This is a genomic window from Bradyrhizobium sp. 138, assembly GCF_023074075.1.
GTDB lineage: Bacteria > Pseudomonadota > Alphaproteobacteria > Rhizobiales > Xanthobacteraceae > Bradyrhizobium.
Map to the genome: position 1 here is coordinate 112,140 of NZ_JADPKT010000091.1, position 19,071 is coordinate 131,210.

General features: G+C 61.7%; 13 protein-coding genes and 4 pseudogenes. 5 read left to right on the forward strand and 12 right to left on the reverse strand.

The window, feature by feature from the left end; all coding sequences use genetic code 11:
• Positions 1-119: 119 nt before the first annotated feature.
• The 7 genes and pseudogenes from IVA79_RS31840 to IVA79_RS31870 form a co-directional block, all read right to left on the reverse strand.
• Positions 120-1,181, reverse strand: a complete 1,062-nt coding sequence (locus IVA79_RS31840; RefSeq protein ID WP_247560576.1) for a toprim domain-containing protein — start codon at positions 1,179-1,181, stop codon at positions 120-122.
• Positions 1,181-5,479, reverse strand: a complete 4,299-nt coding sequence (locus IVA79_RS31845; RefSeq protein WP_247560577.1) for a strawberry notch family protein — start codon at positions 5,477-5,479, stop codon at positions 1,181-1,183. Before IVA79_RS31845 ends, IVA79_RS31840 begins: the two co-directional genes overlap by 1 nt.
• 136 nt (positions 5,480-5,615) lie before the next feature.
• A pseudogene (locus IVA79_RS31850) lies at positions 5,616-7,735 on the reverse strand (ParB/RepB/Spo0J family partition protein).
• A 104-nt stretch (positions 7,736-7,839) separates the two neighbouring features.
• Positions 7,840-8,793 (reverse strand): zincin-like metallopeptidase domain-containing protein, encoded by a 954-nt coding sequence (locus IVA79_RS31855; RefSeq protein ID WP_247560578.1) that lies wholly within the window; start codon positions 8,791-8,793, stop codon positions 7,840-7,842.
• A gap of 504 nt (positions 8,794-9,297) precedes the next feature.
• Positions 9,298-9,480, reverse strand: coding sequence for a hypothetical protein (locus IVA79_RS31860; RefSeq protein ID WP_247560579.1), 183 nt, complete (start codon positions 9,478-9,480; stop codon positions 9,298-9,300).
• Positions 9,481-10,158: 678 nt separating this feature from the next.
• Positions 10,159-10,374 (reverse strand): hypothetical protein, encoded by a 216-nt coding sequence (locus tag IVA79_RS31865; protein WP_346658221.1) that lies wholly within the window; start codon positions 10,372-10,374, stop codon positions 10,159-10,161.
• Positions 10,375-10,482: 108 nt separating this feature from the next.
• Positions 10,483-10,843, reverse strand: a pseudogene (locus IVA79_RS31870) (IS3 family transposase); the annotation flags it as partial.
• Here IVA79_RS31870 and IVA79_RS31875 point away from each other — a divergent pair.
• Positions 10,804-12,174, forward strand: a pseudogene (locus IVA79_RS31875) (IS30 family transposase). The pseudogenes IVA79_RS31870 and IVA79_RS31875 overlap by 40 nt on opposite strands.
• Positions 12,175-12,214: 40 nt before the next feature.
• Here the strand turns inward: IVA79_RS31875 and IVA79_RS31880 are convergent.
• Positions 12,215-13,077 (reverse strand): annotated as a pseudogene (locus IVA79_RS31880) (IS3 family transposase); the annotation flags it as partial.
• A gap of 117 nt (positions 13,078-13,194) precedes the next feature.
• On the opposite strand from IVA79_RS31880, the gene IVA79_RS31885 reads away from it, so the two are divergent.
• Positions 13,195-14,055 (forward strand): hypothetical protein, encoded by an 861-nt coding sequence (locus IVA79_RS31885; RefSeq protein ID WP_247560581.1) that lies wholly within the window; start codon positions 13,195-13,197, stop codon positions 14,053-14,055.
• A 261-nt stretch (positions 14,056-14,316) separates the two neighbouring features.
• Positions 14,317-14,571: a hypothetical protein gene (locus tag IVA79_RS31890; protein WP_247560582.1), complete on the forward strand. Its 255-nt coding sequence runs from the start codon at positions 14,317-14,319 to the stop codon at positions 14,569-14,571.
• Positions 14,572-14,739: 168 nt separating this feature from the next.
• Here IVA79_RS31890 and IVA79_RS31895 read toward each other — a convergent pair whose 3' ends face one another.
• The 3 genes from IVA79_RS31895 to IVA79_RS31905 all read right to left on the reverse strand — a co-directional run bounded on the left by IVA79_RS31895 (position 14,740) and on the right by IVA79_RS31905 (position 16,806).
• Positions 14,740-15,261, reverse strand: coding sequence for a hypothetical protein (locus IVA79_RS31895; RefSeq protein WP_247560583.1), 522 nt, complete (start codon positions 15,259-15,261; stop codon positions 14,740-14,742).
• Positions 15,262-15,787: 526 nt separating this feature from the next.
• The gene (locus IVA79_RS31900; protein ID WP_247560584.1) at positions 15,788-16,021 is read right to left on the reverse strand and encodes a hypothetical protein; all 234 of its coding nucleotides are present in this window, start codon (positions 16,019-16,021) and stop codon (positions 15,788-15,790) included.
• A 50-nt stretch (positions 16,022-16,071) separates the two neighbouring features.
• Positions 16,072-16,806 (reverse strand): Crp/Fnr family transcriptional regulator, encoded by a 735-nt coding sequence (locus IVA79_RS31905; RefSeq protein WP_247560585.1) that lies wholly within the window; start codon positions 16,804-16,806, stop codon positions 16,072-16,074.
• A gap of 391 nt (positions 16,807-17,197) precedes the next feature.
• Between IVA79_RS31905 and IVA79_RS31910 the strand changes: the two genes are divergently transcribed.
• Positions 17,198-17,857: a hypothetical protein gene (locus IVA79_RS31910; protein WP_247560586.1), complete on the forward strand. Its 660-nt coding sequence runs from the start codon at positions 17,198-17,200 to the stop codon at positions 17,855-17,857.
• Positions 17,845-18,174, forward strand: coding sequence for an ATP-binding protein (locus IVA79_RS31915; RefSeq protein ID WP_247560587.1), 330 nt, complete (start codon positions 17,845-17,847; stop codon positions 18,172-18,174). The genes IVA79_RS31910 and IVA79_RS31915 overlap by 13 nt, the downstream gene beginning before the upstream one ends.
• 96 nt (positions 18,175-18,270) lie before the next feature.
• On the opposite strand, the gene IVA79_RS31920 is transcribed toward IVA79_RS31915, so the two are convergent.
• Positions 18,271-18,690: a hypothetical protein gene (locus IVA79_RS31920; RefSeq protein ID WP_247560588.1), complete on the reverse strand. Its 420-nt coding sequence runs from the start codon at positions 18,688-18,690 to the stop codon at positions 18,271-18,273.
• Between the last annotated feature and the right edge of the window lie 381 nt (positions 18,691-19,071).

Genomic DNA, 19,071 nt, shown 5'->3' on the forward strand with positions numbered 1-19,071 from the left:
GCCATTGCCGGCCCGGGCCGCTTGCCGTCCGATCGCCCTCTAGAAGGCCGAGGTCGCGTCCTCTTCCGGTATTGGCCTCGCCACGGCCGACCTGTTACGGTCGACCGAATTGTCGTTACCTATTCCGCAGGCACCGCCGACCCATGCAGGAAGCGGACGACATCCTCAGGTACGAGCTGAATCCGCAAGGCCGCTCGGAGACCGTCAAGACCGAAGACGTGCAGATCTTCGTTGAAATCGCCGAGCCGTGGCGACAACGCGATCGCTTCAATGCCGGCGTCTGCTGCGCGCTGGGTCAGAACGGCGAGCACCGTCTCACCGGCGGCATCGGCATCGCGAGCGATATAGAGCCGACGCAAGCCAGACGGCAGCAACATGGCCGCGAGGTGATTGGCTGAAAGCGCTGCGGCCATCGGCATCCTCGGCAGCACGTAGCGTAGCGATAGCATGGTCTCGATGCCCTCGCCGGCGGCGAGCACGTCGTCCACCACGCCGAAACGAACGGCATTGCCGAGAAGGTCGCCCATCGCGCGTCGTGGCGTATCGATCGGAGCCTTGCCTAGCCGAACCCGATCAAAGCCGTCCGGATCGAGCCAGGTACGGTGTACGCCGGTGATCTTGCCATCGAGGTCCGTGACACAAGCGATCATCGCCGGCCAGGTCTCGGTCGGCAGGTGCTCGTCCGGCCGATAGTAGCAGCGTGGATGGAACCGCAAGCTGCCACCATCGCGCACATGGGCTATTCCGCGCCCCTGCAAATAGGTCTCGACCACGGTCCCCTCGATCGAGCTGGATATTGCAAAGAGCCGACGGGCGGCCTCTTGCGATCCGGCCGGTGCTGCCGGACCGACGGGCTTTGAGACGAGCTCCCGTTCAGCGCGAGGCAATTTCAAGAAGCGTCTTGCTTCCTCGGCGGTCTCGCGGAAGTCACGCAATCCCAGGCTTTCGCGGATGACGTCGAGGAGATCGCCATGCTCGCCGGTCGCGGCGTCTGTCCATTTGCCGGCAGGCCCCTTCGGCGATTCCTGGAGCCGCACGAACAGCGAGCGCCCCGGGGTGTTGTGGACGTCCCCGACCAGCCAGTACCGCCCTTGCCGCTTACCGTTGGAGAGATAGTGGCGGCACACCGCCTCGGCCTCACGCGCCAGGCGGCGTGTCAGTTCGATGGCATCGCGGGGCATCAGGCGGCCTCCCGCTCGCTGATGCGCGCGAACACTTTCGCCAGGATCTCGACGCAGCTAGCGTCGGTGGGCACGAATATGCGCAGCTTCCAGGAGATGATTCCTCCGAAGAGGCCGTAGGCCCGCAAGCGGTCGCGCATCGTGTCGTTGAACCCAGACGATTCGATGCGGTATGCGCCCATCACCTGGGCACGGCGAAGCTGGAGCCTCTCCGCGAGCTCGAGGACGGTCCGCCCCTCCATCACCGCGGCGAAGGCCGCGTCCGGCGTCAGTGCCGGCGCGTCAGCCGCAAGGAAGTTCGCGACCCAGGTCGCGGAGACCTTGCGGCCGATGATGCGCTCGCCCGCATCGGTCTGGAGCCGATAGACCCGCGTCGACTCGTTCGGCAGCCGCTTCCAGATGGGCAGTAGCAAGCCCGCCACGACGTGAATCATGCTTTCCGTAAACTCGGGGACCTCGGCGAGCTCCGCCAGCCAGGCTGCGGCGAAGCCATCACGGTCGGCCTCGACCCAATGGCTTTCCGCGATCATCGTCAAGGGAGCGCTGTGCTGCTCCATGGGCCGGATCAGGCGGACGCGCCGCTCGATCTCGCCGTCATCAAGTATGAAGCTCGGAGCCGGGAGCTGTAGGGCGGCACGGCCCGATCGCTCATTGATCAAAAGGACGGCACGATGGTCGGAACGACGAGCAAGAGCTTCATCCAGGCTCACCGGATGATTGCGCTGGCGCTGGGTAATCGTGAGAAGCCGAGTCTCTGCGCCAGCGCCCGGATGGGCATAGATCGTGCTCCGGTCGGTAACGACGAAGCTTTCGGCGCGGAGCGTTTCCAGTCCCAGGTCATAGGTACCAGATGCGACCGCGCCCTCGATCCGAGCGGCCAAGAGCTGCTCGAATACGGTGAACAGGATGTTCTGAAGTTCGATCGTGAGCGCCAGCAGCCGGTTCAGGAAGGTCGTGATCGGCGGCAGGTCATCCCTGGGCCCATTGGTATCTGTTAGCTTCAGGCCGGTTGCACCCTCGAATGTCTCAAGTGAGCAGCCGTCGACCTTGCCACGCGCGAGCAGCGTATAGAGCTGGCGCAACGCATCCCGTCCGTACTGGCTTTCGAGATTGTCCTCGGGCCGAAGCAGGCCCTGCCCTCCGGTCTGGCACTGGCCACGCGTGATAGCTCCCAAGGTGTCGAGCCGGCGCGCGATGGTGCTGAGGAAGCGTTTTTCAGCCTTCACGTCGGTCGCGATGGGACGATACAGTGGCGGCTGCGCCTGCTTGGTCCGGTTGGTCCGGCCGAGCCCCTGGATCGCGGCGTCGGCCTTCCAGCCGGGCTCGAGCAGATAATGGACCCGCAGGCGGCGATTCCGTGCGGAGAGTTCTGCATGGTAGCTCCTCCCCGTGCCGCCCGCGTCAGAGAACACTAGGACCTGCTTGACGTCGTCCGTGAAGGCCGACGTCTCGGCGAGGTTGGCCGAACCGGCCCGATTCTCGACGACCAGCCGCTCGCCCTTGCGAACGATGCGGCGTGACCGGCCGGTGACTTCCGCGACCATGTCGGTGCCGAAGCGCTGGATCACCTGATCCAGCGCACCCGGGACCGGCGGCAGCGAGGCGAGCTTTTCGATGAGGCGGTCGCGGCGAGCGACGGCGTCCCGGCTCTCGACCGGTTGGCCGTCGCGATAGACGGGCCGGGAGCAGAGATTGCCCTCCTGGTCGGTGAAGGGCTCGTACAGCTGGACCGGAAAGGAATGAGCGAGATAGTCGAGGACATATTCGCGCGGCGTGATGTCGACCTGGACGTCGCCCCACTCCTCAGTCGGAATCTCGGCGAGCCGGCGCTCCATCAGCGCCTCGCCCGTCGAGACGATCTGGATGACGGCGGCGTGGCCGGCGTCGAGATCGCGTTCGATCGAGCGGATCAGCGACGGCGTCTTCATCGAGGTCAGGAGGTGACCAAAGAAGCGCTGCTTGGCGCTCTCAAAAGCGGATCGCGCGGCAGATTTGGCCTGACTGTTCAGCGTGCCGGTCTCGCCGGTGATGTTCGCGGCCCGCATCGCCGCATCGAGGTTGTTATGGATGACGCTGAACGCGCCACCATAGGCGTCATAGATGCGTACCTGCTCCGGCGTGAGCTGGTGCTCGACGAGTTCGTACGCGACACCCTCGTAGGACAGCGAGCGAGCCGCATAGAGACCGAGCGCCTTGAGGTCGCGCGCCAACACTTCCATGGCCGCAACGCCGCCCTCCTCGATCGCTTCGACGAACTCGGCGCGCGTGGCAAACGGGAAATCGGTGCCTCCCCACAGACCCAACCGCTGAGCGTAGGCCAGATTATGCACAGTCGTGGCGCCCGTCGCCGAAACATAGACGACGCGGGCATTTGGCAAGGCGTGCTGGAGCCTCAGGCCGGCACGCCCCTGCTGAGAGGCTGCCTGGTCGCCGCGCTCGCCCTTCTGGCCTCCCGCGTTCTGCATCGCGTGGCTTTCGTCGAAGACGATCACTCCGTCGAATTCGGAGCCCAACGATTCGACGATCTGTCGAACGCGCGAAAGCTTTTCGCCGCGTTCGTCGGTTCGCAGCGTAGCGTATGTGGTAAATAGGACGCCTTCCGAAAGCCGGATCGGCGTGCCCTGGCGAAAACGTGACAGCGGCGTCACGAGCAGCCGCTCCATGCCGAGCGCGGACCAATCTCGCTGCGCGTCCTCGATCAGCTTGTCAGATTTACTGATCCAGACCGCGCGACGGCGGCCCTTGAGCCAGTTGTCGAGCAGGACGCCGGCGACTTGGCGTCCCTTGCCCGCGCCGGTGCCGTCACCCAAAAACCAGCCGCGGCGAAAGCGGACGACATTCTCTGCGTCGTCGCGCGCGGTCGCGACGACGTCAAAGGTTGCATCGACCGTCCAGGAGCCCGCGAGGAATTCGGAATGCGCCTCGCCGGCGTAAATGACGCTCTCAAGCTGGGCGTCCGACAGAATGCCATCCGTCACGAGACTGGCCGGCAGATGCGGCCGATAGGATGGCCTCGGTGGCGCGACAGATGCCATTGCAGCCGACTGCACGAGCTTGGTCGGATGCGCGTGCGCGCCCGGAATACGGATCGACTGCAATCCGTATTCCTCATAGAGCGCATCGGTAAGCCTGGCGCCTTCCGGCGGCGACCACTCGACCATCTTGTACGAAAGTTCGACGCCTTCTTGCGCGGCGCCGCCGGAAGTAGAGGGCGGACGTGGTGCAAAGGCGCCGGCCGGCCGCAACGTCGCAGGGCGCCTGATGACGTCGGGCACGACGGGCGTGGCAATGGGCAGCCTCGGGGGCACATGCTGGGTCACCCAACTGAGCAAGGTGGCGACATCACCCGCCATGCCGAGCGAGGCAGGACGGTCCGCCGCGGGCTGCTTGTCGATCACAAGCAGCCTTTTATCGATCTGAGTTCCGTGCTTCGCGTAGACGGCTCCGTCGACTGGGGCAGAGAAAACAACTCGCCCGCGTTCCTGAAGGCGAACGAAGGCATCTCGCCATGCCGGATTGTCCGGCCCGAAGCTTGCACCGGTGATGGCGACCAGACGCCCACCCTCGCAAAGGCGCGCGAAGGCTGAGGCGATGTGCCGGAGCGCCGCGTCCGCCATTCGTCGATCAACGTTCGCCAGTGCCGAGAACGGCGAGTTCATCAAGACGACGCTAGGTACGAAATCGGCTTCGAGATGATCATCGATCTGGGCGGCGTCGAAGCGGGTGACCTCAATGCCGGCGAACAAATGATCGAGCAACTCAGCACGGGGTTCGGCAAACTCGTTCAATATCAGGCCGCCGCCGGCGAGCTCGGCGAAGATGGCGAGCAAGCCTGTCCCCGCCGACGGCTCCAGAACGCAATCAGCGGGTGTAATCGCGGCTGCGGTACATGCGGCCAGCCCCAGCGGGATTGGCGTCGAGAACTGTTGAAACAGCTGGCTGTCCTCGGAACGCCGCGTATGGGTCGGCAGGCAGCTCGCGATTTTCGCGAGCATCGGCAGCATTGCGGCCGTCTGACCGGCCTTGGTCGGGATGGCCGAACCGAACTTGCGAAGGAAGAGAACGGTGGCCACCTCACAGGCGTCATAGGCGGTCTTCCAATTCCAAGCACCGGCCGCGTCCGAAGCGCCGAAGGCAGCCTCCATGGAGTTGCGCAGGACAGGGGCATCGATGCGACGGCCGCGTTCGAGATCGGCCACGAGCTGTCGCGCAGCTCGGACAACGGCGGAGGTGAGGCTTACAGCGGCACGCATCGAGAGCGGCGCAGCGGCAGCGCCGCCGGCGAGAGATTCGGTCATGGGGATTTCTTTCGGAGAGCAGGAAGGGGTCGAACCGCCCGGCGCTCTCACGACCACGACGATTCAAACCCTTCCCGGCCCCACTCTTCCTCTCAGCCCTTCCCATTAAAATGGGACCGGTGCTGGGCACCGGTCCCTAAGCAACTGCAGGAGAGCCGGAGTGTTGCGAGTGCTCGTCGCTGCCGTTCTCCAGATCCTCCTCGCCAGCGAGGAATTCCGGCAGCGGGCCCGCTTCACCTTCCAGCTCCACCGAAGACGGGCTGGAATCGACGAGACGCAGCGGCTCCGGCAGCCAGCCCGAGCCATCCAGGAGACGCTCAGCCTCTTTGGCCATGTCGGCCTTCTTCAGATGGTCGATCAGTTGCGCCGACGACTCGCCCTTGGCCTCCCGCACCGCCTCCAGAATGCGAGGCTTGGTGACTCGGCCGAGATAGTTGTCGACTGTCGGTCTCCAGCCAGCCTGCACCATGTCGAGTCCGGCAGCACGCGCCAGCACGTTGGCCTGGTCGGGACGCGTGCGGACGCCGTGGGCTGAGACGCGACCCTGATTGTAACGATTGGCCGGCTCATAGACGGCGTTGACCGCAAAGGACGCGCAGTGGGCGAACAGCGATGCCTGTGCACCACCATCGAGAGCCGTCAGCCCATCCCAGAGATCGTTCTCGCTCTTCGGCAACCGTGCCTTCCAGCCCTCATGCCGCACCTCGACAGCCTTAGCCGAGATGCTTTCCCTTAAGCCAGGAGCTTGAGCGGGAAAAGGTTGGTGTGCGCAGTCCGATTTCAAGGCAGCTCCCGGACGAAGCAAACCGGTAAAAGGCCGTCTGCACGAAGTTGTGCAGCGCCGCTTGGAACGCGATCTCAGGATTTTCCGCCAGTGCATCCCGCAATGCCAGCGTACGGTGCGCCGTCAATTCGATGATGAGCCGATCTGGCAACGGCCTTGCCGGGTCTTCATCATCCTCCTCGGCTTCGGTCGACACGCCTGCGACCGAGATCGCTGCGCGCCTTGCAGACGCTCCAGTATCCTGTCCTTCAGTCGACGGCACATCGGTGGCCCGCTCGATATCGATATCGATATCGGCGGCAGGCGCCTCATCCTCAGGCCGAACATAGCCCCGATCGACGGAAAGCCGTCCTTCGGAATCGATGCTGACGAAGACGCCCGCCCGGGCAATCTCGGCCGGATCGTAAGTCTTAGGCCGGTCTTCGAGCGCGAGCAGCGCGGCTTCGATCGCGCCGAGACGCTGGTCGACCTCTTCGGGCAGCTCATCCGCATCCTGATATTCCGTTTCGAGCTTCGCCTGCCCGGCGTTGAGAGCGTCGATGGTGGCCTGCTCCTCGGAGGTCAGATCGACAGGTTGGCCTTCCAGCTCGCGCAGCCCTGTCGTGTCGCCGTAGGGGAAGTCAACGGCGGCTGAGATCCATTTCCATCCCTCCGCACCAATTGCTTCCGCCTCGGCTTTGAGCTCCTCCGTCACAAGGCGGTCGAGCAGAGCGACGTCTTCAAGCCAGCCACCATCATCGTGCTCGAACAGGTCGCGCAAAACGCTGCCACCAGCCTGCTCGTAGGCACCCAGCCCAATGAACTGCACGCGGTGGTCGGACGCGCGCACGTATTTTCGGTCAGCATTCGCCGGATCTGATAGGGCTCGTCATAACCGGATCGGCTGACATTCTCTCAGACCTGCTCCTGCCGTGTGTGATCCGCCGTGACCGAAAAGGCCATGAGCTGCTCGAGGGCCATGCCGTCTTCGGCATAGACCTCGTGCAGCTTGACGACACGGACGCCAGCCGGTTCACGACGGCCGGCGTCACGAAGTGCCGGGCCGCGATATCCTCGTCGGAAAGACCGGCGCCACTCAAGGTCTGGAAGGCTCGGAACTGATCGAGGGGGTGAAGGCCTATCCGCTCGTCGTTCTCGGCAAGCGAGTCGTCTTCGGCAATGCCCCCATCACGCACGACACACGGAACGGCCTGCGTCTTTGCCATGCGCTTTTGCTTGACGAGAAGTTCCAACGCACGATAGCGCCGGCCTCCGGCCGGTACCTCGAACATGCCGGTCTCATTGCCTTCCGCGTCTACAACCGCCCGCACATTGAGACTTTGCAGGAGCGTCCGCTGCGCGATGCTTTCCGCGAGTTGCTCGATCGAAACGCCCGCTTTCACACGCCGAACGTTCGACTGGCTGAGCACCAGCTTGTTGAATGGAATGTCGCGTGAGGGCGATAGGATGATCTTTTGGACAGTCTTCGTCATGTCGATTCTCCACGACGGGCGGCCGGGAGCCTCTCTCTCGGCCTCCAACCCGTCGCGGAAAACGACCCCGCCCTCTCACTCTCGTGCCGCGGCCATCGAGAACCTCATGCCGGTTCCTGATCCGCTCTCTCCACCGTCATGTCGACAGTCCGTTCCGGCAAGAATTCAAGGAGATAGTCCGCAACCTTGCTGGCCTGCGAAGCGGCACGCACAATTGCACGATTGTCCTCGCGCAGCACGTCGAGCCACGAGCCGATATAGTCGGCATGTCGCACCGTGGGCACGATGGCGAGCGACGCGCAACTGAACGCAGACGAGATCTCCGCAACCAGCTCCTCGAACGCGTACTTCCTCGTGCCGTAGCTGCCTGACAAGTCACGGTTGAGACGTGACGGATGACCGCTGGCATGCGCCAGCTCATGCAGGGCCGTTCGATGCCAATTGATCGGTTCGAAATAGGCTTGCGGAGGCGGCACCTGCACGTAATCTTCTGCCGGTGTATAGAAGGCCCGGTTCCCGCCGATGCGAAAGTCGATACCTGTCGCCCTGATCAGGCTTTCGACCCGCGGCTCGATCAGGCCTGGCGGCGGAGGCTGCGCCGTCGTTGCGATCTCTGGAGGCAGGCCATCGCACTGGTCGGTATTGAACACCGTGAAACGCTTGAGAAACGGAACAGCCTGTGCGTCCTTGCCGGTCTCATGTGCGCGGCGCTTTTCGTCGGCCGGCACAAAACGGTCGGCATAGACGACGGTCGTGCCGCGCTCGCCCTTGCGGACCTGACCGCCGAGCGACAGCGCCTGCCGAAATGTAAGCCAGCTCTGACTGGTGAATGCACGCTCGGTGGCAGCTCCCCAGAGGATCAGAATGTTGATGCCGCTGTATTGTCGACCGGTCGCGGCGCTTTTCGGCAAGGCCAAGGACGCCTTCGCCACGGTGCCCCATGGCTGCACCCACGGCACTCGACCGGCCTCAAGTTCACCGATGATCTTGTTGGTGATTTCGTCATAAAGGCTCGTCCGGTCCTCACCGGCGCGCGCCCGAGGATAGTATCTGGACATTGCGGATCTCCGCGACGGGCGCCGCGAGCCTCTCTCGCAGCCTGTAACCCGTCACCGCAAACCGCGCGATACTCTTACTCTCGGCCCACTCAGCGACAGAGTGCGAAATCCGCGACGCGGCCCGGCTTTCGTCCATTTCATCATGGGGCTTTGGCCTCAACTGCCCACGACCGCAGGCCCTGATCAGGCGTGCGCCAACGGCACATCGCCTCAGCGGAAAATGGCACCCGGAGAGCGTGAGCATAGCGACCCGAAGGGCCACGCGGGTCCGAGTGCAGCGATGAGACGGGTTAATAGCGGCACCCGGGAACGGGGCAGTGATAGCGATCGCCGAAGGCGAGCCCCTTTCCCGAGTGCCCCCGGCGAGGAGCTCCGAAGCTCTTGGCGCGAGGGATCGAAGCCGGGACGGCCGAGACGCAAAGCGGCTCGGTTCACGAGAGCCCGATGCGGCGAAAGCCGCACGCGCGCAAGCGGAGAACTCCGCTTAGACTCGAACCGGCGGATCTAGATTTCATCGCGAGCATGCGTCTGCGCGTCGTAGATCCTGATCTGAAGCATGGGAAAACGCTTCTTTAGCTCTTCGCCACCCGCCCTGGCGCCGTCTCTGGTTGTAAATTCGGCTTTGAACCGGCCGTCCACTTCAAGCGCGTAACCAGAGGTCGGCAATTCACGAGTGGCAGCAACCATTTCATTCCCATTGTGCAGTGAGGTGATAGGCAATGATGGGTAGCGTGAGTCGCCCAAACCGCGCCAGACCCACCTGCCCAACTGCGATGATAGGCCAATACACGTTGTGGATCGGCTCTCCGGAACCGCATCAAGGATGGGCATTTGCGTCATCCGAGCAGGTGGCCGGCTTTCCACTTGCCCGGATGCATGCACGATAGAGCCACGGCTCGACGTAGCTGACCATTGCAAACCGGTCAGCACGCGCGGACTACTGGCAACCGCGCCAGTTTCGCACCAAAAATGACCTCACCGAAATGCAACAAACGCGATCGAACGCAGACGAAACCGGAGCAAAATCAACGAAGCTGATCGATAGTCTGCCGCTCACAACGGCCTGGTGCTGGTTCGAGTCCTGCCGCACACATCGGGAAATCGCCCGCGGTAGATTTTCGACCAGTCTCCTTCACCCCTGCGGCTCTGATCTTGGACGCCGCGTGATAGTTCGCCACTAGGTGGGCTTCTTTTCTGCTCAACCTTCCAGGGGGTTCTTTAGTCAACCACCAACTGCAGCTGCCCAGCTGAAATCATAATGAGCGCTCAACAACTTCATTGCGACAACAGCGACGAGAACGCAGATGATTTGCAACAACGTTCTGGTCGAGAACACTCTATTGAAGAGCGTCATGATGCCGCCTGCTAGCGCTGGTGACCGAGCCGGATTCCAAGCTTGATCGCTTTTTGGCGAAGTGAGCCTTCGGAGCGCTTTGTAAGCTCCGCAATTTTTGCAACTGGAGTCTTCGCTTTCGAATGAGCGCGCAGCTCCTTCACGTCAGCCTTTGTGTATTCGCGACGCACAGCCTTCTTCTTCGTAGCCGTCTTCTTTGCCTTCTTCACCACTTTTAGCTCCTCGATTCGAGAGTGGGCGTACTAGCAACAGCCGCATTGAGGCGCAACCCTCCATCAGTTGGCTCTATTTGTAGGTCCGATGTGTGAGCTGCTGCCACTTTGATGGACACGAGGTTAAACTAATCCCACCTTGCGCTCGAACTCAACCGGGCCGAGATAGCCGATGGTCGAGTGCCGGCGGATCGTGTTGTAAAATCTTTCGATGTAGTCGAAAACATCGACTTTGCCTCGTCTCTGGTTCGGTAGATCTTGTTGCCGGTCCGTTCGGTCTAGAGCGACGAGAAGAAGCTCTCCATCGCCCCGTTGTCCCAGACGTTGCCGGAACGGCTCATGCTCCAGAGAATGCCGTGGTCGGCCATCAAACGCTGGAACTGCTCGCTGGTGTCCTGGGCGGATTCAAACGGTCGTCGCAACACTCGGAGGTTGGAGGTTGCGATGAACGTTGTAAGGCGCCGATCGGCGCGGTCAGGACAAGCCCCATTGCCATCGCCAGGACGGCCGTCTGTTGCAGGACGCAACGAACAGAATAAATTTTGGCGGACGATTGCTGTGGGGCTGAGTAGCGAAGATGCTGCGCTCGACGCTGGATTGTCACAACCTGTCGGAAGCAGAATATTCCGAAAGGGGCGGCATGCCACCAGCGATGTTCAGATCTTCGGCAAAACCGCTCTCCGGGCGGTAGCTCTCGTTGGTAGAGCGCGACGAGATCGCACTTTTAAAGGTGCAGGGCCATTCCATGCAAGAGATTGGACGTCGCCTGGGGCGGGCCGCTTCGGCAGTCTCCCGTGAACTGCGGCGCAACGCGGCCACCCGCGGCGGCGGGTTGGAGTATCGGGCAACGACCGCCCAATGGCATGCGGATCGATCCGCGCGCCGGCCCAAGCCGAGCAGGCTTGCGCTCAATGCAACCTTGCGCACTTATGTGGAGGAGAGACTTGCTGGCGACGTCGTAGCCCCGAGCGGCGCTCCCGTTCTTGGTCCCGCCGTTCCGTGGAAGGGCCGCCGGCGTGGCCCGCGCAAGGATCGGCGATGGGCCAAAGCCTGGAGCCCTGAGCAGATTGCCCGACGCTTGCCGATCGACTTCCCGGACGACAAGACGATGCGCATCAGCCACGAAGCTATCTATCAAGCTCTCTTCGTTTAGGGCCGTGGGGCGCTCCGCCGCGAGCTGACGGCCTGCTTGCGAACAGGACGTGTATTACGGATGCCCAGGGCGCGCGTACGCAGGCGAGGCAAGGGCTTTGTCTCGTCGGGGATCATGATCAGTCAACGTCCTGCTGAAGCTGCCGATCGAGCAGTGCCGGGACATTGGGAGGGAGACCTCATCCTCGGTCTTGGCAGCTCGGCGATCGGCACGCTGGTCGAGCGTACGACGCGCGTCACGATGCTATTGCACGTTCCCCGGTTGGCAGGGCATGGCGATGCTCCGCGCGCGAAGAACGGACCTGCGCTGGCGGGACACGGGGCCGAAGCCGTGCGCGATGCGATCACGCGCACCGTCATCTCCTTGCCCGAAGAACTGCGTCGCTCGCTGACGTGGGACCAGGAGGCCGAAATGGCTCAGCATCATCGTCTCAAGATCGATGCGGTTATCCAGGTCTACTTCTGCGACCCGCAAAGCCCTTGGCAGCGCGGACTAACGAGAACACCAACAGGTTGCTGCGGCAGTACTTCCCGAAAGGCACGGACCTGAGCATCCACAGCGCCGACGAGATATCCGCTGTGGCAGCGGCCCTCAATGCCCGACCAAGAAAGACACTAGGCCGGAAAACGCCGGCGGAGGCGCTTGACGAATTGCTGTCATGAGTGAAAATAACTGATGTTGCGACGACCGTTTGAATCCGCCCTGACTGCCCTGGTCGGAGTGGTGCAACAGGGCGTCCGGCTTGCCGCGTCGCCGGACAACCATCAGCAGGGCATCGGTTACCAACTGAGCTGTCATGGCGGCGCTCATCGACCAACCCACCACCCGGCGTGAGAACAGGTCGATCGCTGCTGCGACGTAGAGCCAGCCCTCGGCCGTCCAGAGGTACGTAAAGTCGGCGATCCACTTCTGGTTCGGCCGCTCGGCGGCGAACTGCCGGTCAAGGAGGTCCGCAAGCACGGTCTCGAGCTGTCGATCGCCGCTGTCCTTCGGCAAGCGCCGGCGTCGCGGCCGCGCCCGCAAGCCTTGCAGGCGCATCAGCCGTTCGATTTCGTGCAAGCCACAGTCCGCCCCATCGGCGAGCAGATCACGCCACACCTGGCGCGCACCATAGGTGCGGTCGCTCGCCATGAAGCTGGCCTTCACCTTGCCGCCGAGCTCTTCGTCGCTGCGGGACCTGGCGCTGGGCGAGCGATTCAGCCAGCCATGGAAGCCCGACCGCGACACCCCCAGCGCATCGCATCCATGCCAGCGCCCAGATCGCCCGGTGCTTCGCAATGAAGACGAACTTCATGTCGCTTCCTTCGCGAGTTTAGGATATCCCGCTCGGCCTTCAACTTGGCGACCTCACGGCGCAACCGCTCGATCTCCTGCTGCTCCGGCTTCATCTGCCCGTGGCCGGGAAAGGCCTGCACCGGATCGGAGCCGAACTCTTTCACCCATTTGCGCAGAACGTGCTCATGAACATCCAGATCTCGCCCGGCCTGCGCCACCGACACCCCACGCTCCCTAACCAGCTTGACCGCCTCGATCTTGAACTCGCGACTGAACTTCCGTCTCTTCATCGCCCACCTCCGGCTTCATGAAGCACCCAATCTCGGTGTCCATCAAACCGGCAGCAGCTCAATCGACTGATAAACTGGCGGGGTGGACGACGCCTCCTCACCATCGTCGATGAGGCCTTGGCCAACGTGGTGAAACACAGTCAGGTCAAGCTCGATGAGCTAAGCCAGGTGATCGGCAACATTCCGCACGAGATGCGGCTCACTTATCCCACCCAGGTGGAAGCCCTGGAGACCCTACGTGAGGAGATGCTGTTTCACGCCGGGGTGAATGATGGCTTTCGTATTGGCACGGCATTAGCGTGGGAGGCCGGTAACAGTCCGGGCGTGGTCGACCTCTCCGACTTGCGCGCTGAAATGCGCAAGCTGCCATACGACCGCATCATTGGAAGGGACGATGATAAGGAGCGCGACCGAATAGCAAAACGGTATGACAAGACGCTTGCCGCCGCTGAAGATTTGCTCGACCAACACGCGTTTATGGCCTTGAGGGGAAACGAGCACACCCTGAACTCGTCGGCACTGTCGGTGCCCTTGGAGCTACCTGGGCCCGTGGTGCTCGATGCCACGGCCGGTGTGGACCTGATGTACGATTTGATGGAGGACCCGTGCCGACATCATCCCTACCCTCGCGGAGTTCGGGACTATAGCAACCTGACCATCCACGTGGCTCGCACTGAGAGGATCGGTAAGACTGCGATGGAGGAACTGGCCGCGCCCCGGTTTGCGGCTCTGCAAGAGAACCTTCCTCAGCGCCTTGGCCCCGAAAGACAGGTCCTCTTCGTTGTGCACAAACGGGTGGAGCACCTCGTCCCGACTGCGGGTGAGCTCAAGGTGAAGGCGGTTTCAGCAACGCATTGGGGAGCCGTAGACGGCCGCAATGAGTTCAAGGACTACGACACGGCGGTGATCATGGGCTTCCCGTTTAGAGACCACGTGTGGGCACCAATGTTTTCTTTGCGTTCCAAGGGCGCAGAGTGATGACGGCACGATAACCCCTCGTGGAAGGGCCACGTAAACGTCCGTGAGCTTCAGCAGCAGCGTCATCTTGCAGCATCCATCGTGCAGGCTATCGGACGCGTTCGGCTCCGAAACGTCATTGACGTGCAAGGCCGATGCGCCCCGACAGGCGTTTTCATCGTGCTACCGACCGGAGAGCGTGGGTCTGAGATACTGCGCTACATCCGGCAGGAGCTGCCCAACGTGTTGGTGCAAGACTGGGCATTTGAGCTAGACGGTCCAATGGTCCGCGTGAAGCGCTCGGCGGTACCTCACGAGCGGCTGGTGACCTTCATGGCGCACCGCAATCCTGGCCGCACCTACATGAACGTGATCGGCCGAGAGTTCAGCTTGAAGCCTCAGCAGCGCAAGGACTTGCAAAGAATGCTTCGTGACGAGAACCAGGAGACCACGCTGGCCCTGCGGTCCATTGTGGTGACGTATGGTTCGGAAGGTAAAGGCGGGGGAGCGAAGAGCTTCGTCGTGAAGGCCGCCTGATCAGCAATGGCCGCACCAAGGTTTTCCCATTTGGAGCCTCCGGTGCGGCCTTTTTCGCGCATCGTGGCGCCTCCGCTTAGAACGCAAAGGCGGACATAGCTGCGGTTTGGCCGAGATGCCGCTATGGGGCCACATGCGGACGTCCACCGGCATCGCCGTGTAGGTCAGCTAGGAGCGGTCCGTGTCGTGTTGGAATGGCTTGCTGCGAAACTTGCCTTCGGTGAGTACCTCCTGGAACTCTTCGGGCAGGTCGTCGTTTTCGCTGACAAAGCCGACCATAGCGAACGAATGCCGAAATCCGCACAGGAAAACGCTGAACTGCCGGTCAGTCGCGATCTGGTACTCGTAATCGAATTGACTGCGCAGATCGATGCTCGCTTGGGTCAAGACAGGCGCGCGCCCCAGAACGCGCAAGATATCTGCTGGTAAATTGCCGTCCATCACCTGCACATTGCTGAAAAAGCGGGTGATGATCTCGCCTTCCAAGGGAACTATGCGGCCGGTGTGCTTGTAATGAAGCGCGCAGAACAGCTTGGTTGCGAATGCTCGCAAAGCTTTCATGAACTCCGGCCGGCCGATGGAGATCACGGGGATCTGGTCTAGAGTTTGATATCCTTGCGCCTGAAAGTCAGTCCGGGAAAGGCCAGTGCGCTTCAAGAAGCCACGCACCTCGTTTGCCGAGAGGCGCATGGCCTCGAAGGCCTCCGGGAAAGCGAACGCACCGCCGCCATTGATCTTCGCATCTCCTTATTCTGAACCTCGTTTGTGCGGTTTTCTGGGTGCATTATGCGAGCGAGCATGGCGACAATCTTCACGTCGTCGCGCGTGATCGCATTGCAAGGCTCGTAGGCCGGAAAATTATAATCGACCGGCCAGTGTCTTTCATCAAATATACCCCGTGCTGGGATATGGTCTTCCGTTGTCGTAGCAGCCGCGCCACCGCAAAATCAGCATCTTGGATGAGCCGCAAGGAATGCCTGCTTGCGTCGTCGTTTGTCCCCCATATGATCTCACTCTCGTGAAGCTAACCCTGGAGGCGTGATTCGCGAATCGGCGAGGTGCGCTCGCGCAGATTAAACCCGCGCGGTAGAACTCAAATGGCCGCCTAACGCCCGCTTAACAGCGGCGCGAGAGCGAACGTCTCTCGAGGTCGGTTGAAGGGCCAACAGACGACAGCGGAGATGAGCGAGAGGGCCGCCCGAGGCGGTTGCGAAGATCACAAGCTTTCAATCTGTTCAATGTCGGCACAGACTCTCAGGAGAATGCCGGCCTTACTCCTAACCACAATCGCGATGCTGCCCGGGCGAGCAGCAAGGGTAAAATCGCGCACGGCCTCGCCCAAGGCAACCATGGCCATTCTGCGGGCTATATCAGCAGTCTGCAGTTCCTGGCCGACCTCGTCGAGAATGACGCGTTCCGCTTCATGATAGTCGAAATGAAAGCGTGGCATCCGGCGCTAAGCTAGTATTTGCCCGGATGTTCCTATAAGCCCCAGTCAGCTTAGCTGACCTTAGATCCTCCGCTTGGGTTCAGCTCGTGAAGATATTCAGGGCTGAACTCGGCTAAGGCTTTCAATTCCTCTGGGCGGAGCAGGGTCACGGTGTGGTTTTCCCATTCAATGAGGCCTAAACCCCTGATTTCCTGGATCGTCCGGTTCACGTGAACTACTGAAAGCCCACATGCATCGGCAACATCTTGCTGCGTGAGCGGAATTCGGAAGCTGCCGCTGTCCGCCAGCCCAACGAATTCCATGCGGACGGTAAGCTCGCAAAGAAGATGCGCGACCCTCCCCAAAGCTTGGCGCGATCCAAGATTTTCTACCCATTCGCGATAGATGGCAGCGTGTATCAGCGTTTCGCGCCAAAAAGCGTGCGCAAGTCCTGCAGATTCGTTCATCATCTCTCTGAGTGCTGAATGGGGCACAGCGGCTATCGTCGAACTGCCCACACTGCAAAGATCACAATCCGCGATCGGCAAATGCAGGGTAGGCAAGTCAGGCATGTCCCCGGCGAGGTAGAACGAAGATATCTGGTTTCGAGCATTCACTACTCTTTGCCGAGATAGAAGGCCGCTCATCACGACGATGCAGCTGCTGGGCTTGTCGCCCTGGCGCAGCACATATTCGCCATCTGCCAGCGATTTCACCTTGTATGGCAGGCGCGTGAGCCTGGTCTGATCTTGGTCAGATAGGCCGCTAGCGGCCTGTAGGCGCGATATTAGCTTTTGGTGCGGCATTGTATGCTCCCTGTGTGACGCAGGCGGGAGCCCAATGCGTCTCTCAGCCACCGACGCCTACGGACAAGCCGAAGCCGGTGATGCCGGAACAATAAGCTTCCCATGAAAGGGTTGCAATAAAGAGAAAAGCCGCCAGCCTTGGGGCTCGGCAACACGCCCGCGGTGCCTGAACGCCAGGCTTCTGAGGTCAAACGCTACGGTCGATCCGGACTCTCGTCGCGCTTTGCGCATGTCTGACGCTTGCTTTCGAAGTTCATGCGAATAAAGCCAACTCTCCCGATCACCGGCCGCAGGCGCGAACCTTTCGCCCATACGAGCCCCCTGCCACAGTTCCATTCTCGATTATCACGTCGAGATCGCCAAGCATTACTACAGCGTCCCTCACAACCTCGTGCATCAGGAGGTCGAGGCTCGCATCACCCTAAAGACCGTTGAGATTTTCCTGCGCCGCAAGCGCGTCGCTTCGCATCTGCGCAGCACCCTGCCGCATCGTCCGACGACGATCCCCGAGCATATGCCAAGCTCGCGTCGCCGCTACCGCGATTGGACCCATGAGCGCATTCGTTCCGAAGCCGCCAAAGTGGGCCCCGACGCCGAGACGTTGGTCGACATCATCCTGCGGTCGCGGCCGCATCCGGAACAGGGCTTCCGCTCCGCCATCGGCGTTCTCGGGCTGGTCAAGCGCTATGGCCAGGAACGCGTCGACGCCGCCTGCGCCCGTGCCCTCCTGCTCCATGCCCGTTCCTACAAACCGGTCGCCGCCATCCTCAAGAACGGCACTGACAGAACCGCTCCTCCCACCGAGGAGGCGCCCAGCTCTTCCACGCCAACATCCGTGGCCGCAACTACTACAACTGATCAGGAGATCATCGTGCTCATTCATCCGATCGTCGAACGCCTACGCGCCCTCGGCCTCACTGCCATGGCCGATACCCTCACCGAACTGCAAAACAATCGCGAGGCCGCCGAGATGCCGCACCCCGATTGGCTGGCCTCCTCGTCGATCGCGAGGTCACCGCGCGCGACAACCGTCGCCTCATGCCGCGCCTGACCAATGCCAAGCTCCGCCAGGCCGCCACCATCGAGAACGTCGACTATCGCACCGCTCGCGGTCTCGACCGTTCGCTCTTTCAGATCCTCGCCACCGGCCAATGGATCCGGGATCACAACCATCTGGTGATTGTCGGCCCAACCGGAACCGGCAAGTCCTGGCTGGCTTGCGCGCTTGGCAATAAAGCATGCCGCGACGGCTTCTCCGTCCTCTACAAACGCGTGTCCCGCCTGTTCGCCGATCTCGCCCAGGCGCGGCGAAGGCCGTCTCGCTCGCCTGATCGCCGCGCTGGAGCGCGTCAATCTCCTGGTCCTTGACGATTGGGGACCCGAACCGCTCACTGCCGACCAGCGCCGTGATCTGCTCGAGATCGTCGATGATCGCTACGACAAGGGATCATTGTTGATCACAAGTCAGGTCCCCGTGTCGCAATGGCATGACGTGATTGCCGAGCCGATGACTTCATGATGCCTCCGTCTTTGAGCGCTTGGTACGTCGTATCCGATTGCGCAGCCGACTGATTTATTCGTCTGAGAGCTCGATCTGCCATGGGGCCTTTGGTTAACTGACGACCTGCCAGCTTCCGCGCGCAAGATAATCGAAGATGTTTGCGGGGTTACTCCAAGCTCGGCCGCTGCGCCCTGAATCGAGAAGCTGCCGTCGGGCCAGCGCATCGGATTCTTGTCCACGCCGTTGATTTTGACGGTGGGAATGCCCCAGCGGGCGCGCAACAGCCAGACGTCCTCGCCTTTGAAGGCGCAGCCTCGGGCCGCGTCAAAACCTTCCTGATTGAATATTGCCGCCGATCTCGCCATCCATTTTGTGTTCAGCATTCAACTCGACGATCCGTCGCCGCAACCGATCAATGTCGATATAGTTGCGGCGATCCGTCGCCGCAACCGATCAATGTCGATATAGTTGCGGTAGGTACCCAACAGCGGTGCAGCCACAGTGATGGCCGTCGTGGCGCTGGCGTGTTGTCTAGTGGATTATCCGAGCACCATTTCGAATGCCCCTCATCCCTGTGGTCAGGCTCGATGACGAGATTGTCATCGCGATCATGATATTACCGCGGCCTGAGGCCAAACACATACCAGGCAGGCGTCGATGATGCACGGATGAGTCGTTCCCGGCTCGTGAAAACTCTCATCGCAAAACTCGACGGGTGGCTCGCGACAATGCTTTCTGGTAGGCAACTTTGTACCGATGCCGCC

What these genes read in the sequence shown, in the direction of transcription:
- IVA79_RS31840 (WP_247560576.1), bottom strand. Translation starts at nt 1,181, where the DNA reads ATGCCCCGCGATGCCATCGAACTGACACGCCGCCTGGCGCGTGAGGCC.
- IVA79_RS31845 (WP_247560577.1), bottom strand. Translation starts at nt 5,479, where the DNA reads ATGACCGAATCTCTCGCCGGCGGCGCTGCCGCTGCGCCGCTCTCGATG.
- IVA79_RS31855 (WP_247560578.1), bottom strand. Translation starts at nt 8,793, where the DNA reads ATGTCCAGATACTATCCTCGGGCGCGCGCCGGTGAGGACCGGACGAGC.
- IVA79_RS31860 (WP_247560579.1), bottom strand. Translation starts at nt 9,480, where the DNA reads ATGGTTGCTGCCACTCGTGAATTGCCGACCTCTGGTTACGCGCTTGAA.
- IVA79_RS31890 (WP_247560582.1), top strand. Translation starts at nt 14,317, where the DNA reads ATGGTCCGCGTGAAGCGCTCGGCGGTACCTCACGAGCGGCTGGTGACC.
- IVA79_RS31895 (WP_247560583.1), bottom strand. Translation starts at nt 15,261, where the DNA reads ATGCGCCTCTCGGCAAACGAGGTGCGTGGCTTCTTGAAGCGCACTGGC.
- IVA79_RS31900 (WP_247560584.1), bottom strand. Translation starts at nt 16,021, where the DNA reads ATGCCACGCTTTCATTTCGACTATCATGAAGCGGAACGCGTCATTCTC.
- IVA79_RS31905 (WP_247560585.1), bottom strand. Translation starts at nt 16,806, where the DNA reads ATGCCGCACCAAAAGCTAATATCGCGCCTACAGGCCGCTAGCGGCCTA.
- IVA79_RS31915 (WP_247560587.1), top strand. Translation starts at nt 17,845, where the DNA reads ATGCCGCGCCTGACCAATGCCAAGCTCCGCCAGGCCGCCACCATCGAG.
- IVA79_RS31920 (WP_247560588.1), bottom strand. Translation starts at nt 18,690, where the DNA reads ATGCTGAACACAAAATGGATGGCGAGATCGGCGGCAATATTCAATCAG.